Annotated in this window: 14 protein-coding genes; 10 read left to right on the forward strand and 4 right to left on the reverse strand. The window is 68.0% G+C overall.

Annotation, left to right across the window (positions count from 1 at the left end; translation table 11 throughout):
- Window positions 1–82: 82 nt before the first annotated feature.
- From KRX52_RS16350 to KRX52_RS16360, 3 genes are all read left to right on the forward strand, one after another.
- The gene (locus KRX52_RS16350) at window positions 83–1,003 is read left to right on the forward strand and encodes a universal stress protein (RefSeq protein WP_217682794.1); all 921 of its coding nucleotides are present in this window, start codon (window positions 83–85) and stop codon (window positions 1,001–1,003) included.
- 114 nt (window positions 1,004–1,117) lie between these two features.
- Window positions 1,118–2,569, forward strand: a complete 1,452-nt coding sequence (gene pyk / locus KRX52_RS16355; RefSeq protein WP_217682795.1) for a pyruvate kinase — start codon at window positions 1,118–1,120, stop codon at window positions 2,567–2,569.
- A gap of 316 nt (window positions 2,570–2,885) precedes the next feature.
- The gene (locus tag KRX52_RS16360) at window positions 2,886–4,409 is read left to right on the forward strand and encodes a fumarate hydratase (protein WP_217682796.1); all 1,524 of its coding nucleotides are present in this window, start codon (window positions 2,886–2,888) and stop codon (window positions 4,407–4,409) included.
- Window positions 4,410–4,466: 57 nt separating this feature from the next.
- Here the strand turns inward: KRX52_RS16360 and KRX52_RS16365 are convergent, their stop codons facing one another.
- Both KRX52_RS16365 and KRX52_RS16370 read right to left on the reverse strand, forming a co-directional pair.
- Window positions 4,467–5,621, reverse strand: coding sequence for a phospholipase D-like domain-containing protein (locus KRX52_RS16365; protein WP_217682797.1), 1,155 nt, complete (start codon window positions 5,619–5,621; stop codon window positions 4,467–4,469).
- Window positions 5,622–5,798: 177 nt separating this feature from the next.
- Entirely contained in the window at window positions 5,799–6,584 is a 786-nt protein-coding gene (locus KRX52_RS16370) for an oxygen-binding di-iron domain-containing protein (protein WP_217682798.1), read from the reverse strand.
- Window positions 6,585–6,834: 250 nt separating this feature from the next.
- On the opposite strand from KRX52_RS16370, the gene olsB reads away from it, so the two are divergent.
- Window positions 6,835–7,590 (forward strand): L-ornithine N(alpha)-acyltransferase, encoded by a 756-nt coding sequence (gene olsB, locus KRX52_RS16375; RefSeq protein ID WP_217682799.1) that lies wholly within the window; start codon window positions 6,835–6,837, stop codon window positions 7,588–7,590.
- A complete protein-coding gene (locus KRX52_RS16380; RefSeq protein ID WP_217682800.1) occupies window positions 7,590–8,366 on the forward strand; it encodes a lysophospholipid acyltransferase family protein in 777 nt (258 codons plus the stop codon). The genes olsB and KRX52_RS16380 overlap by 1 nt, the downstream gene beginning before the upstream one ends.
- A gap of 21 nt (window positions 8,367–8,387) precedes the next feature.
- Here KRX52_RS16380 and KRX52_RS16385 read toward each other — a convergent pair whose 3' ends face one another.
- Complete coding sequence (locus KRX52_RS16385) at window positions 8,388–8,966, reverse strand: acyl carrier protein phosphodiesterase (protein ID WP_217682801.1); 579 nt, start codon at window positions 8,964–8,966, stop codon at window positions 8,388–8,390.
- 145 nt (window positions 8,967–9,111) lie between these two features.
- Between KRX52_RS16385 and KRX52_RS16390 the strand changes: the two genes are divergently transcribed.
- Window positions 9,112–9,414, forward strand: coding sequence for an ArsR/SmtB family transcription factor (locus KRX52_RS16390; RefSeq protein WP_217682802.1), 303 nt, complete (start codon window positions 9,112–9,114; stop codon window positions 9,412–9,414).
- Between the two features lie 24 nt (window positions 9,415–9,438).
- The gene (locus KRX52_RS16395) at window positions 9,439–10,488 is read left to right on the forward strand and encodes an alkene reductase (RefSeq protein ID WP_217682803.1); all 1,050 of its coding nucleotides are present in this window, start codon (window positions 9,439–9,441) and stop codon (window positions 10,486–10,488) included.
- A 67-nt stretch (window positions 10,489–10,555) separates the two neighbouring features.
- Here the strand turns inward: KRX52_RS16395 and KRX52_RS16400 are convergent, their stop codons facing one another.
- Window positions 10,556–11,410 (reverse strand): ATPase, encoded by an 855-nt coding sequence (locus KRX52_RS16400; RefSeq protein ID WP_217682804.1) that lies wholly within the window; start codon window positions 11,408–11,410, stop codon window positions 10,556–10,558.
- 225 nt (window positions 11,411–11,635) lie between these two features.
- On the opposite strand from KRX52_RS16400, the gene KRX52_RS16405 reads away from it, so the two are divergent.
- From KRX52_RS16405 to KRX52_RS16415, 3 genes are all read left to right on the forward strand, one after another.
- A complete protein-coding gene (locus tag KRX52_RS16405; protein ID WP_217682805.1) occupies window positions 11,636–11,965 on the forward strand; it encodes a hypothetical protein in 330 nt (109 codons plus the stop codon).
- 276 nt (window positions 11,966–12,241) lie between these two features.
- Window positions 12,242–12,823, forward strand: coding sequence for a superoxide dismutase (locus KRX52_RS16410; RefSeq protein WP_217682806.1), 582 nt, complete (start codon window positions 12,242–12,244; stop codon window positions 12,821–12,823).
- A gap of 190 nt (window positions 12,824–13,013) precedes the next feature.
- Window positions 13,014–15,074 (forward strand): putative bifunctional diguanylate cyclase/phosphodiesterase, encoded by a 2,061-nt coding sequence (locus KRX52_RS16415; RefSeq protein ID WP_217682807.1) that lies wholly within the window; start codon window positions 13,014–13,016, stop codon window positions 15,072–15,074.
- Window positions 15,075–15,098 lie beyond the last annotated feature (24 nt).

Raw genomic sequence — 15,098 nt, forward strand, 5'->3', positions numbered from 1 at the left:
CGCTAGGCTGAGTGAATTCAAGCCGCCCTTCCCCGCGCCTGCGCGCCAATGGGAAGCCAACTGACCGGCCAAGGAATCCGACATGCAACTCAAGCAGCTGCTGGTGGTCATCGACCCCACCCAACCTTCGCAACCGTCGCTCGAGCGCGCGGCCTGGATCGCCCGCCACAGCGGGGCGGCCCTGGAGTTGCTGCTGTGCGAATTCAACACCGCCCTGGATGCCGGCGTGCTGTTCGACAGCGCCAAGGTGGACAAGGCGCGCCAGTCCCTGCTCGCCCACCGCCGCGAGTGGCTGGAACAGCTGGCCGCACCGCTGCGCGAGGAGGGCCTGACGGTCACCTGCGAGGCGCGCTGGGGCAAGCCGCTGCACAAGATGATCATCAGCCGCGTCCTGGAGCTCAAGCCCGACCTGGTGCTGAAGACCGCCCACAGCCACGGCCTGCTGCGCCGCTTGCTGCTGAGCAACAGCTGCTGGCAGCTGATCCGCTACTGCCCGGCACCGCTGTGGCTGGTCAAGCCCGAGGGCAAATGGCTGGGCAAGCGCATCGCCGTGGCGCTCGACCCGACCCACAGCGCCGACAAGCCGGCCGCCCTCGACCACCTGCTGATCGAGGCCACGCAGACGCTGGGCCAGGCCCTCGGCCTGGAAGACCATTACCTGCACAGCTACGCGCCGCTGCCGCGCACCTTGGTGTTCGATGCCGAGCTGGTGGCCGATTACGAGTACTATGTGGAGCACACCGGCGAACGCCATCGCGAGGCCTTCGAGCAGTTGCTCGGCCAGCACGCCATCGCCAAGCCTCGCACCCACCTGCTGCAGGGCTTCGCCGAGGAAACCCTGCCGCGCTTCGTCGAGGACAATGCCGTCGACCTGCTGGTGATGGGCGCCATCGCCCGCGGCCACCTCGATACCGCGCTGATCGGCCATACCGCCGAGCGGGTGCTCGAGGGCGTGGACTGCGACCTGCTGGTGCTCAAGCCGCAGGGCGTACCTGCCCACTGAGCCGACTTCCGGCCACGAACGACCCCGGCCTGCCCAGGCAAGCCGACTACCCCTGGCGTGCGCCGCCACAAGCGGGAGCGCCAGCGCTTCACCACCTTACCCAGGAGTACCCTGATGCCGTTTCGCCGTACCAAGATCGTCGCCACCCTCGGCCCGTCCAGCAGCTCGCCGCAGGTGCTCGAGCAGCTGATCCTCGCCGGGATGAACGTCGCCCGCCTGAACTTCTCCCACGGCAGCCCGGACGAGCACAAGGCGCGCGCCAAGCTGGTCCGCGAGCTGGCGGCCAAGCACGATCGCCACGTCGCCCTGCTCGGCGACCTGCAAGGCCCGAAAATCCGCATCGCCAAGTTCGCCAACAAGCGCATCGAGCTGCAACAGGGCGATGCCTTCCGCTTCTCGATCAGCCACCCGCGCGATGCCGGCAACCAGGAAGTGGTCGGCATCGACTACCCGGATCTGGTCAAGGACTGCAAGGTCGGCGACGAGCTGCTGCTCGACGACGGCCGGGTGATCATGGTCGTCGACCAGGTCACCGCCAGCGAACTGCTCTGCTCGGTGACCGTCGGCGGCCCGCTGTCCGACCACAAGGGCATCAACCGTCGCGGCGGCGGCCTCACCGCCCCGGCGCTGACCGAGAAGGACAAGGCCGACATCAAGCTGGCCGCCGAGATGGACCTGGACTACCTCGCGGTGTCCTTCCCGCGCGACGCCGCCGACATGGAATACGCCCGCCGCCTGCGCGACGAGGCCGGCAGCGATGCCTGGCTGATCGCCAAGATCGAGCGTGCCGAGGCGGTGGCCAACGACGAGGCGCTGGACGGCCTGATCCGCGCCAGCGACGGCGTGATGGTCGCTCGCGGCGACCTCGGCGTGGAGATCGGCGATGCCGAGCTGGTCGGCATCCAGAAGAAGATCATTGCCCACGCGCGCACCCTCAACAAGGTGGTGATCACCGCCACCCAGATGATGGAGTCGATGATCCACAGCCCGATGCCGACCCGCGCGGAAGTCTCCGACGTGGCCAACGCCGCGCTGGACTACACCGATGCGGTGATGCTGTCGGCGGAAAGCGCCGCCGGCGACTACCCGGTGGAAGCGGTCAAGGCCATGGCGCGCGTCTGCGTCGGCGCCGAGAAGCATCCGACCAGCCAGAAGTCCCGCCACCGCATGGGCGAGACCTTCGAGCGCTGCGACGAGAGCATCGCCCTCGCCGCCATGTACACCGCCAACCACTTCCCCAAGGTCACGGCGATCATCGCCCTCACTGAGAGCGGCTACACCCCGCTGATCATGTCGCGCATCCGCTCCGCGGTGCCAATCTTCGCCTACTCGCCGCATCGCGCCACCCAGGCGCGCGTGGCGATGTTCCGCGGCGTGCAGACCATCCCCTTCGATGCCGCCGCCCTGGCGCCGGAGAAGGTCAGCCAGGCGGCGGTCGACGAACTGCTCAAGCGTGGCGTGGTGCAGCCGGGCGACTGGGTGATCATGACCAAGGGCGACAGCTTCGACACCATCGGCGGCACCAACACCCTGAAGATCCTCCACGTCGGCGAACCGCTGGCCTGACCGCCACCCCACTAGCAGAGTGGCCGCCCGCAGGCGGCCTTGTGACTGCAGAAGCGCAACCACCACACACCGTCGCTCCCGCGCAGGCGGGAGCCCAGGCGCCACGTGCCTTCTGGATTCCCGCCTGCGCGGGAATGACGACTTTTTCGGCGCTCTTCTCCCTTGGCGCATTGAGTCCGGCTGTTCGCCCATCGACCAAGGTCGACGGCAGGCAGGTGTCCGCACCGCCGCCCGCGCGCTATACTGCGGCGCCGTTTTTTTGCGCCGCCTGCGGTGGCGCGCCGTGAAGTTCCGCCTGTTTAGAGGACCGCGTTCCATGGCCGTGATCAAGCAAGACGACCTGATCCAGAGCGTCGCCGACGCCCTGCAGTTCATCTCCTACTACCACCCCGTCGACTTCATCCAGGCGATGCACGAGGCCTACCTGCGCGAGGAATCGCCGGCCGCGCGCGACTCCATCGCCCAGATCCTGATCAACTCGCGCATGTGCGCCACCGGCCACCGCCCGATCTGCCAGGACACCGGCATCGTCACCGTGTTCGTCCGCGTCGGCATGGACGTGCAGTGGACCGGCGCGACCATGAGCCTCGACGACATGATCAACGAGGGCGTACGCCGCGCCTACAACAACCCGGACAACGTCCTGCGCGCCTCGATCCTGGCCGACCCGGCCGGTGCCCGCAAGAACACCAAGGACAACACCCCGGCGGTCATCCACTACTCCATCGTTCCCGGCGACAAGGTGGAAGTGGACGTCGCGGCCAAGGGCGGCGGCTCCGAGAACAAGTCGAAGATGGCCATGCTCAACCCGTCCGACTCGATCGTCGACTGGGTGCTGAAGACCGTCCCGGAAATGGGCGCTGGCTGGTGCCCGCCGGGCATGCTCGGCATCGGCATCGGCGGTACCGCCGAGAAGGCCGCGCTGATGGCCAAGGAAGTGTTGATGGAATCCATCGACATCCATGAGCTGAAGGCCCGCGGTCCGCAGAACAAGATCGAGGAACTGCGTCTCGAGCTGTTCGACAAGGTCAACCAGCTGGGCATCGGCGCCCAGGGCCTCGGTGGCCTGACCACCGTGCTCGACGTCAAGATCATGGACTACCCGACCCACGCCGCCTCGCTGCCGGTGTGCATGATCCCCAACTGCGCCGCCACCCGTCACGCCCACTTCGTGCTCGACGGCTCCGGCCCGGCCGAGCTGGAAGCGCCGAGCCTGGACGCCTACCCGGAAATCGTCTGGGAAGCCGGCCCGAGCGCCCGTCGCGTGAACCTGGACACCATCACTGCGGAAGAAGTGCAGAGCTGGCAGCCGGGCGAGACCATCCTGCTCAACGGCAAGATGCTCACCGGCCGCGACGCCGCGCACAAGCGCATGGTCGACATGCTCAACGCCGGCGAAGAGCTGCCGGTGGACCTCAAGGGCCGCTTCATCTACTACGTCGGCCCGGTCGATCCGGTGCGTGACGAGGTAGTTGGCCCGGCCGGCCCGACCACCGCAACCCGCATGGACAAGTTCACCCGCCAGATCCTGGAAAGCACCGGTCTGCTGGGCATGATCGGCAAGTCCGAGCGCGGCCCGATCGCCATCGACGCGATCCGCGACAACAAGGCCGTCTACCTGATGGCCGTCGGCGGCGCCGCCTACCTGGTCGCCCAGGCGATCAAAAAGTCCAAGGTGCTGGCCTTCCCCGAACTGGGCATGGAAGCGATCTACGAGTTCGAGGTCAAGGACATGCCGGTCACCGTGGCCGTCGACACCAAGGGCGAGTCGGTGCACATCACCGGCCCGGCGATCTGGAAGCAGAAGATCGCCGACAGCCTGGCAGTGGAAGTGAAGTAAGCTTCCCAAGCCACAGGAAAACCCCGGACCGGCCCCGCCGCTCCGGGGTTTGCTTTTTTAGCGCCAGCGATCCAGCAGGTTGACCACTAGCCGATCCAGCCAGCCCCACAGGCGCTGCGACAGGCGCATCCCCAGCGGCCTCGCCAGCCAGTCGTCGTGGGTGATCTCGCGGCTGGCGGCGAAATCGCTCTCGAAGCTGCTCGCCAGCGCCGCGGTCAGGCCGGGGTCGAGGGCCTCGAGATTGGCCTCCAGGTTGAAGCGCAGGGTCCAGTGGTCGAAGTTGCACGAGCCGATGCTGACCCAGTCATCCACCAGCACGGCCTTGAGATGCAGGAAGCGCGGCTGGTACTCGAAGATGCGCACGCCGCTCTTGAGCAGCCGCGGATAATAGCGCTGGCCGGCGAAGCGCACCGGGCCGTGGTCGGTGAGCCGGCCGCTGAGCAGCAGGCGCACATCCACGCCACGCCGGGCCGCCTTGCGCAGCGCCTTGCGCACCCGCCAGCTGGGCAGGAAATACGGCGTGGCCAGCCAGATTCGGCCACGGGCATGCCCCAGGGTGCGCAGCAGCGAACGCAGGATGTCGCGGTGCTGGCGTGAATCGGCATAGGCCACCCGGCCCAGTCCTGCGCCCGGCAGTGGCCGCGGCGGCAGGTGTTCCAGCGGGCGGATGTACGGGCGCCAGTCATGCGCCTCGACGCAGGCCTGCCACTGGCGCTCGAAGAGGGTCTGCCAGTCGGCTACCGCGGGGCCGGCCAGTTCCACCATCAGCTCGTGCCAGCGACTGGCGGCCTGCTCCGGCAACCAGAAGTCATCGGTGGCGCCGGCGCCGCCGACCCAGGCCAGCGCCTGATCGACCAGCAGCAGCTTGCGATGGTCGCGGTACAGGTTGCGCACCCCGTGACGCCAGTCGATCAGGTTGTACAGGCGCAACTGCACGCCGGCGCGGCGCAGTTGCCCGCTCAGCCGCGCGCCGAAGCGCTGGCTGCCGAAGGCGTCGAACAGGCAGCGCACCTCGACCCCGCGCTGCGCGGCACGACAGAGGCAATCGACCAGACGGTTGGCGCAGCTGCCAGCCTCGACCAGATACAGCTCCAGCTCGACCTGCCGGTGTGCGGCGTCGATGGCGGCGATCATCCGCGGAAAGAACTGTTCGCCATCGATCAGCAACTGGAAACGGTTGCCTGCGCGCCAGGGAAAGACCGCCTGGGTCATGGCGCAGACGCCATGCATGGGAGGGAAGTGGCCGGGCTGGGCATCGAGTCCTCGTGCGGCAATGAACTCCGTGCACCATAGCCGGCCGTCGGTCGGGGCTCAAGGACGCAGCCGGCACAAAGCAAAACGCCGGCGCCCCCGAAGGTGGCGCCGGCGTTGCGCAGCAGGCCGGTGGGCTTAGCGCGGCAGGGTGTAGTCCGCCGGCCCCATCAGGTCCATGCCGCATTCCAGCTGGCTGATCCAGTCGAGGAAGGCGGTGATCATCGCCTTGCCGACGAAGGGACGACCATGCTGCGGCACGATCATCTCGACGTCCATCTTGCGCACCATGTCGGCCCACAGGCGGCAGACCTTGTTGCTGGCCATGTAGCGGCGGTGGAAGCCTTCCATGCTCTGCAGGTGGGCGGCGAAATCGCTGACCGGCTGGGCATCGTCAACCATCGAGGCGCCCATGTCGCCGGAGAACAGGATCTTGCTGATCGGATCGTAGAGCTGGAAGTTGCCGACCGAGTGCAGGAAGTGCGCCGGCACCGCCTTGAGCTGGCAGTTGCCCAGCGGCAGGCTCTGGCCACGGTCAGGCAGCGCGATGATGCGGTCGTAGGTGGAGATGCCGTGGCTGACGGCCAGGTAGTTGGCGGTCAGGTGCGGCAGGAAGCGGGCCCACAGGCGCGAGCAGATGACCTTGGCCTTGGTGTGCAGCAGCCACTTGTCCAGTGCGGCGATGATGTCCGGGTCCTGGTGCGAAGCGAAGATGTAGGTCAGGTCCTGCACCGGGATGTGCTTGGACAGCTCCAGCGACAGGGGGGTGTAAGTCAGGTCGCCGCCCGGATCGAGCAGCATGTATTGCTCGTTGTCGGTAATCAGGAACTGGTTGGTCTGCACACCTTCACCGGTGACCAGATCATCGAAACACAGGCACTGGTGGGTGCCGTTATCAAACAGGACTATCGGCTCGCGACGCATGGCTACCTCATATTCTACGTTTGCACCAGCTTAACGAGGCCGGGTTACAAGTTCACTGACCTGCATCAAGCGCGCCAGAGCCACGCCGGCCTCATCGCCAGTACGGCACTGTACGCCGAGCGCTCGCCTCGACGTTGCGCCCGCAGTCACAGAAGCATCACCGCCACGTCACCAGCCAGACATCCCGGCTTGCCAGCATGGCCATGCACACAACAAGGAAGCGGCCCCAGTGGCTGCCCGGAGGTTATGCATGTCCGCCATTGCACTATCCTGCGAGTCCAGCCCCAGCCGCCGCCTGCAGGCCGAACGCCTGCAGGGCACCGAAGCCCTGCTCGAAGCCCAGGCCCTGCGCTACCGCGTGTTCGGCGAGGAGTTCGGCGCCCGTCTGCAAGGCGCCGAGCAAGGCCTCGACTGCGACGGTTTCGACGCCCACTGCAGCCATCTTGGCGTGCGCGATCTGGCCAGCGGCGAACTGGTCGCCACCACCCGCCTGCTCGACCACCACACCGCCCGCCAGCTGGGCCGCTTCTACAGCGAAGACGAGTTCCGCCTGCATGGCCTGAGCAAGCTGCAGGGGCCGATCCTGGAGATTGGCCGCACCTGCGTCGCTGCCGCGTACCGCAACGGCGCCACCATTGCCGTGCTGTGGGGCGCGCTGGCGGAAGCCCTCAACGAGGGCAACTATCGCTACCTGATGGGCTGCGCCAGCATTCCCATGCAGGACGGCGGCATCCAGGCTCGCGCGGTGATGCAACGCCTGCGCGCCCGCCACCTCTGCCACGACCACCTGCGCGCCGAACCGCGCCAGCCGCTGCCGCTCCTCGACGTGCCGGACAACCTGACCGCCGAACTGCCACCGCTGCTCAAGGCCTACATGCGCCTGGGGGCGAAGATCTGCGGCGAGCCGTGCTGGGATCCGGACTTCCAGGTCGCCGACGTATTCATCCTGCTCAAGCGCGACGAGCTCTGCCCGCGCTACGCCCGGCACTTCAAGGCGGTCGGCTGATGCGCCGACTGCGCCTGTATGCGCGCCTGCTGCGGCTGTTCGTGGTGCTCGGCGAAGGCGCCCTGTTCGCCGCCTGGGTCGCGCTGCGCGAGCGCCTCGGCGGCGTGCCGATGGCGCTGCGCCAGCGCCTGACCTGGCGCTTCATGCGCCACCTGCGCGCTGCCCTGCCCTTCGCGGTGCGGATCCACGGCCGGCTGCCGGACACCCCGGTGCTGTGGCTGGCCAACCACGTTTCCTGGGTCGACATCGCCGTGCTCGGCGCCCTGCGCCCGCTGTCGTTCCTCGCCAAGGCCGAGGTCGGCGACTGGCCGCTGGCTGGCTGGCTGGCCCGCCAGGCCGGCACCCTGTTCATCCGCCGCGGTGCCGGCGACAGCCTGCAGCTGGGCCGCCAGCTGGCCGAACAGTTGGCCGAGCAGCGCCACCTGGCGATCTTCCCCGAGGGCACCAGCTCCGACGGCAGTGCGGTACTGCGCTTCCATCCGCGCCTGCTGGCGGCGGCGGTGGACAGCGGCGCGGCACTGCAGCCGGTGGCGATTCGCTACCGGCGCGCCGGCCAGCGCGATCCGCTGGCCCCCTTCATCGGCGATGACGAGCTGCCGACGCACCTGCTGCGCCTGTTCGCCGCCGAGCGCGCCACGGTGGAGATCACCCTGCTGGAACCGATTGCCAGCGTCGGCCTGTCGCGCAGCGAGCTGGCGCGTCGCGCCCATGCCGCGATTGCCGGGGTGGTCTGCGCCGATGAGCAGGTCGCCGCCGACGAGGCGCAAGCCGCCTGAGCACCAGCCAGGCGGACGGCGTCAGTCCGTCCGCCCCTCCCGGGCGAAGGTCATTAGCTGCGGATAGAAGGCGCGGAAGTCCTCCCGCAGCGCGGGGTACAGGCGCTCCAGCTCGGGCAGCGCGCCGTCCAGCCCCTCGGGCCGCGACAGGCGTCGCTGCATGTTCAACAGCACCCGCTCCAGCACGGCGAACTCGCGGTAGCTGCCCAGCCAGTCCTGCGCGGCCATGCGCGGCGCGATCAGCGCCAGGCGGCCGGGCAGCTGCGCCTCCGCTGCCAGCGCTTGGTACACCCGGGCGGTGAACTGCGGCAGCGGCTCGCTGGCGTAGTCGTCCCAGCAACAGGCCAGACAGTGGTCGAAGAACAGGTCGAGGAGGATACCGGCATAGCGCCGCCGCGCGGCGGGAAAGCGCGCCACGGCCGTCCGCACCAGCGGGTGCCTGTCGGTGTAGGCATCGATGCGCCGGTGCAGGCGGATGGCCGCCTCGACGTCGGGCGGATAGCACCCGGCCAGTGGCCCCTTGACGAAGTCGCCGTACAGGCTGCCGAGCAGTTGCCCCGGCTGCGGGCCGCCGAGGTGCAGGTGGGCTAGATAGTTCATGGGCTCAGCTTAACGCCGCGGCCATCCCCGTCGAAAGCCGCAGAAGGAATGAGCCGCCCATCGCTGGGGACGAATCAATATTTGTTAATCGCGAAATTACGATATACATTTCGTTCCATCGCGATAAACCATTACAGCAACCGCCATGTCATTCGATACCGACGAAATCATCAAGGCCCTCGCCCACCCCGTGCGTCGCCAGATCCTCCACTGGCTGAAGGCCCCGGAGCAGTACTTTGCCGATCAGGAGCACTCGCTGGAGATCGGCGTGTGCGCCGGGATGATCGACCGCCGCACCGGCCTGTCGCAGTCCACCGTGTCGGCGCACCTGGCCACCCTGCAGCGCGCCGGCCTGGTGAGCAGTCGCAAGGTCGGCCAGTGGAACTTCTTCAAGCGCAACGAGGAAACCATCCAGGCCTTCCTGCGCCGGCTCGATGACGAACTCTGACTTCTCTCAGCAAGGAAACCGAACATGCCGACACTTTTCGACCCCATCCAGGTAGGCGATCTCGAGCTGCCCAACCGCATCATCATGGCCCCGCTGACCCGCTGCCGCGCCGAGCCCGGCCGCGTGCCCGGCGCGCTGATGGCCGAGTACTACGTGCAGCGCGCCAGCGCCGGCCTGATCATCAGCGAAGCCACCTCGGTCACGCCGATGGGCGTCGGCTATCCCGACACCCCCGGCATCTGGTCCGCCGAGCAGGTGCAGGGCTGGAAGAACGTCACCCAGGCCGTGCACGCCGCCGGCGGGCGCATCGTCCTGCAGCTGTGGCACGTCGGCCGCATCTCCGACCCGAGCTACCTGGACGGCCAGCTGCCGGTGGCGCCCAGCGCGGTCCAGCCCAAGGGCCACGTCAGCCTGATCCGTCCGCAGCGCGAGTTCGCCACCCCGCGCGCCCTGGACACCGCGGAGATCGCCGGCATCGTCGAGGCCTACCGCCAGGGCGCCGAGAACGCCAAGGCCGCCGGCTTCGACGGCGTGGAGATCCACGGCGCCAACGGCTACCTGCTCGACCAGTTCCTCCAGGACAGCACCAACCAGCGCAGCGACCAGTACGGCGGCTCGCTGGAAAACCGCGCGCGGCTGATGCTGGAAGTCACCGACGCGGTGGTGTCGGTGTGGGGCGCCGGCCGCGTCGGCATGCACCTGGCGCCGCGCGCCGACACCCACGACATGGGCGACTCCGACCGCGCCGCGACCTTCGGCTACGTCGCCCGCGAACTGGGCCAGCGCGGCATCGCCTTCATCTGCGCCCGCGAGAAGGAAGGCGAGGACAGCCTCGGCCCGCAGCTCAAGCAGCTATTCGGCGGCGTGTACATCGCCAACGAGCGCTTCACCAAGGAGCAGGCCAACCGCTGGCTGGCCGATGGCAAGGCCGACGCGGTGGCCTTCGGCATCCCGTTCATCGCCAACCCCGACCTGCCGGCTCGCCTGGCCGCCGATGCGCCGCTGAACGAGCCGGACAGCAGCACCTTCTATGGCTCGGGTCCGGTCGGCTATCTGGACTACCCGACCCGGTAATACTCGCAGCGATGAAAAAGCCCCGGTTGCCATTGGCAGCCGGGGCTTTGCCTTGCCGCGCCGGAACTCAGCGGGCGTCGAGCTGCTGCTGCAGGTTCTGCACCTGCGCCTGCAGGGTGGTGATGTTGCGGGTCATCTGCGCGCGGAAGGCATCCAGCTCGGCACTGCCGGCCGCGGCCGCCGGGCGGTTGTCCAGCTGGCTGCGCAGCACCAGCATGTCGGATTCGAGACGGCCGATGGCCTGCGCCGGATTGCCCTGCTTCTTCAGCGCGACGACCTCGCTGCCCAGGCTCTCCAGCCGGCTTTCCAGCTTGCCCAGCGCGCCTTGCGCGGTCTTCAGCGCTGCCTGTTCGTCGCCCAGGTCCTTCAGGCGCCCCTCCACGACCGCGACGCCGGCCTGCTGCTCCTTCAGCGCCGCCGCCAGCTGGAGGGTGCCCGCCTGCTGGGTCTTCAGTTCGGCGCGCAGCTGCGCGAGCTGCTGGACCTGGGTTTCCTGCTGGGCGGCGGCGGCCTGCTGCTGCTTGCCGAGCTGGGCCAGCTTGGTCTCCAGCTGCTTGATGCGCAACTTGAGCGCCTCGCTCTCGCTGGTGACGCTGGACTCGGTGGCCACCACCTTGCCGGAAATGTCCTTAAGCCGGCCCGCCGCATCCTCGCTGATGCGCGCGAAGCTTTCTTGGGTCGCCACCAACTGCTGCGCCATCTGTTCAAGGCGCTGCTGACTCCACCAGCCCAGACCGGCCAGGGCCAGCAGCAGCACGCCGACCAGCGCCCACAGCGGCCGGGCCGAAGCCGTGCGCGCGGCGGCGGGAGCTGGCATGGCGCGGCTGCGCGGCGGCGGTGCGTCGGCCGAAAACGCCGGCTCGCGGTCATCGGTCTTCAGGCTGGGCAGATCGTCCAGTTCGTCCAGGGAATCGTTACGCATGCCAACCCAACCTGTGAGTGCAACGGGAATGGCGGTCAGTATACCGCCTGGCCAGCGCGACTTCAGGCTGCCTCGCCGCGGTGCAACAACGCACCGTAACGACGCCGGCGCGAGGCGCCGCGCAGCGCCGACCGGGCACAAACCGCACGGCGCCAGCCGGCAAAGCTGGTACGAAGATTGCTCCCCTTCCTTCACTACTGCGAGGCTGCTCAAGGGAGAGACCCCATGGAACTGAACAAGGCCGTGCTCGATTGCATGCAGACACTGCGCCGCCGCCTGCGCGATGAATTGGGCGCGGACATCCACCTCAACCAGAGCGATGCCGTCAGCGCCCTGCTCAGCGCCTGCGAGCGCAGCGACTCGGTGCGCACCCGCGAACTCGGCGAAGAACTGGCGCGCCTGTGCGCGCCGCAACCCGCGCCGGCAGCCGCGGAGGAACGGGCGCAGCCGCTGTATCGCGGCCAACTGCCCGCCGCCGCGGAGCCCGCCGCCCCGCCAGCCGCCCCCGAAGAGCGGCAGGTGCGCATCTACCGCGGCCAGCGCGTCTACAGCTGATCCGCCGGTGCAGCGGCCAGCGCTGATCCGCCCCCTGGCCGCGGGCACCGCACACATCTGGCGAGCAGGCGCAGCGGCCGCCGCGACCGTGCTGCACAGCCGCCTTGCCCCCACAGATGGCGCGTGGATAAGCCCTGGGGCCAGTGCTATGATCCGGAGTTCACAGCGCCCCACGGGCCTGGACAGGGCCGTTGCAACGACCCCGTCACACCGGTCGCGTGAACCGGCTTCGCGCACCTTGCATGCTCACATCTGTTGACGATACGGAGAATCACCATGGCTTTCGAACTGCCGCCGCTGCCTTACGAGAAGAACGCCCTCGAGCCGCACATTTCCGCCGAGACTCTGGAGTACCACCACGGCAAGCACCACAACGCCTACGTGGTCAACCTGAACAACCTGGTCCCGGGCACCGAGTTCGAAGGCAAGACCCTGGAAGAGATCGTTCTGGCCTCCTCCGGCGGCATCTTCAACAACGCCGCCCAGGTGTGGAACCACACCTTCTACTGGAACTGCATGAAGCCCAACGGCGGCGGCCAGCCGACCGGTGCCCTGGCTGACGCCATCAACGCCGCCTTCGGTTCCTTCGACAAGTTCAAGGAAGAGTTCACCAAGGTTTCCATCGGCACCTTCGGCTCCGGCTGGGGCTGGCTGGTGAAGAAGGCCGACGGCTCCCTGGCCCTGGCCAGCACCATCGGCGCCGGCAACCCGCTGACCAGCGGCGACACTCCGCTGCTGACCTGCGACGTATGGGAACACGCCTACTACATCGACTACCGCAACCTGCGTCCGAAGTACGTCGAGGCGTTCTGGAACCTGGTCAACTGGGACTTCGTGGCTGCCAACTACGCCGCCTGAGTCGCCTGCACGACCTGAAGAAGCCCGGCCCTTGCCGGGCTTCTTCGTTTGCACGCCATTGCCCCAGCTCGCGTCCCGCCCGCGGCGCCATTTCGCACCCTGACCATTCGCCTTTGACGCCTCCTGAACAATTCCCCAATACTTCGCGCGGCTTCTCCGAGCAGAAAGCGCCCTACAAGGAAATGTCCACTTGTCGTCTGACGCCAGGCAAACTCTTTCGCACCGCCTACTCGGCCTGGCTCTGCTGGTCGCCATCGCGCTCGACCTGCTGTTCAGCGGCGCGCAGATCGCCTACGACCTGCGGCAAACACGCCAGGCCATCGATCGCGACGCTGCGCAGCTGCTCGACATGTTCCGCGACGCCTCGATCAAGGCGGCCTACCGTCGCGATCAGTCCCTGGCCCTGCGGGTGGTGCAAGGCCTGCTCGACCATCCTGGGGTCCACCAGGCGCGCATCGACGACGACAACGACGCCCCGCTGGCGCTCCGCGAGCGCGTGGCAGGCGCAGCGGCGCAGACCTGGCTGAGCGACCAGCTGTTCGGCCGCGAGCAGCGCTTCGGCCTGCGCCTGATCGGCCCGGCGCCACGCCACGAGCACTACGGCGAGCTGGCGCTCACCCTCGACAGCAGCGAGCGGCGCGACGAATTCTTCGCCAACAGCCGCTTCATTCTCGTCACCGCGATGACCCGCGTGCTGCTGCTGGGCCTGGCGCTGCTCCTGCTTTACCGCTGGCAGCTGAGCCGCCCGCTGGCTCGCCTGCTCGAGCACCTCGCCCACATCGACCCGGAGCGCCCCGACCACAATCCACTGGCACCGCCCAAGGGCCACGAGCACGACGAACTGGGCCGCTGGGCCGACAGCATCAATCGACTGCTCGCCACCATCGCCGGTCACAACCGCCAGCGCCGCGAGACGGAGAGCAACCTGCTGCGCATGACCCAGTTCGACCTGCTCACCGGACTGCCCAATCGGCAGCTGCTGCAGCAACAGCTGGAGCAGCTCCTGCGTGATGCCAGCCACACGCAGAGCCGGGTAGCGGTGTTCTGCCTGGGCCTCGATGATTTCAACACGGTCAACGAGAAGTACGGCTATCAGACCGGCGACCGTCTGCTGGTGGCGGTGGCCGAGCGCCTGCGCGCCCTCGACCGTCGCCTCGGCAGTCTGGCGCGACTGGGCGGCGACCAGTTCGCCCTGATCCAGATCGCCTTCGAGCAGACCTACGAGGTCGCCGAACTGGCCCAGCAGATACTCGACGATCTGGCCCGGCCGCTGCACATCGACCGGCACGCGATCAGCCTGCAGGCCACCCTCGGCATCACCCTGTACCCCGAGGATGGCGAAAGCACCGAGCGCCTGCTGCTGCGTGCCGAGCAGACCATGACCCTGGCCAAGCAGGGTGCAAGCAACCACTACCAGTTCTACATCGCCAGCCTCGACCGCGAAATTCGCCGCCAACGCGCGCTGGAGCACGACCTGCGCCAGGCGCTGCACAACGGCCAGCTGGAGCTGTACTACCAGCCGCAGGTGAGCAATCCCGGCCAGCAGGCAGTGGCGGTCGAGGCCCTGCTGCGCTGGCGTCATCCGCAACAGGGCTTCATTCCACCCGACCAGTTCATCCCGCTGGCCGAGCAGAACGGCCTGATCCTGGAGATCGGCGACTGGGTGCTGGAGCGCGCCTGCCGCCAGCTGCACGACTGGCACGCGCAGGGTCTTGCCGGGCTGCGCATGGCGGTCAACCTGTCCACCGCGCAACTGCGCAACGAGAAGCTGCCGCGCCAGATCGCCAATCTGACCCAACGCTACAGGCTGCCGCCCTACAGTCTCGAACTGGAGGTGACCGAGACCGGGCTGATGGCGGATGTCGCCAGCGCCGCGCAACGACTGCTCAGCCTGCGTCTGGCCAAGGTGCTCCTGGCGATCGACGACTTCGGCACCGGCTATTCGTCGCTGAGCTACCTGAAAACCCTGCCGCTGGACAAGATCAAGATCGACAAGAGCTTCGTGCGCGACCTCACTCGTGACGAGGACGACGCCACCCTCGTGCGCAGCATCATCCAGCTGGCCCACAACCTGAACATGAAGGTGATCGCCGAAGGCGTGGAAACCGCCGAGCAGGAGGCCTACCTGCTCGCCCACGGCTGCAGCGAAGGCCAGGGCTACCTGTACTGCCGTCCGCTGCCCGCCCTGGAAGTGACCCAGTACCTGTTCAACGCCACGCGGCGCAGTAGCGCGGCGGCCCGCCAGCCGTAGCGGCCGCGGCACGCGGCGACTGAA

Source organism: Geopseudomonas aromaticivorans (assembly GCF_019097855.1).
Taxonomy (GTDB): Bacteria; Pseudomonadota; Gammaproteobacteria; order Pseudomonadales; family Pseudomonadaceae; genus Geopseudomonas; species Geopseudomonas aromaticivorans.